Here is a 269-nt window from a genome sequence, read left to right on the forward strand (position 1 = left end):
CGCCAGTGGGTTCGGGCCTCCATGCGGTGTTACCCGCACTTCACCCTGACCAGGGGTAGATCACCCGGTTTCGGGTCGATGACAACAAACTCATTCGCCCTCTTCAGACTCGCTTTCGCTTCGGCTTCGGCTCCTTTGCCTTAACCTCGCTTGTCATCATCACTCGCCGGTTCATTCTACAAAAGGCACGCCGTCACACCTCTCGGTGCTCCGACTGCTTGTAAGCACACGGTTTCAGGTTCTCTTTCACTCCGCTCCCGCGGTTCTTT

Annotated in this window: 1 rRNA gene; it reads right to left on the reverse strand. The window is 56.9% G+C overall.

The window, feature by feature from the left end:
• Positions 1-269: ribosomal RNA gene (locus tag QMF38_RS14725) — 23S ribosomal RNA — on the reverse strand; the annotation flags it as partial.

This window comes from Alicyclobacillus hesperidum subsp. aegles (genome assembly GCF_027923525.1).
Classification (GTDB): Bacteria; Bacillota; Bacilli; order Alicyclobacillales; family Alicyclobacillaceae; genus Alicyclobacillus; species Alicyclobacillus aegles.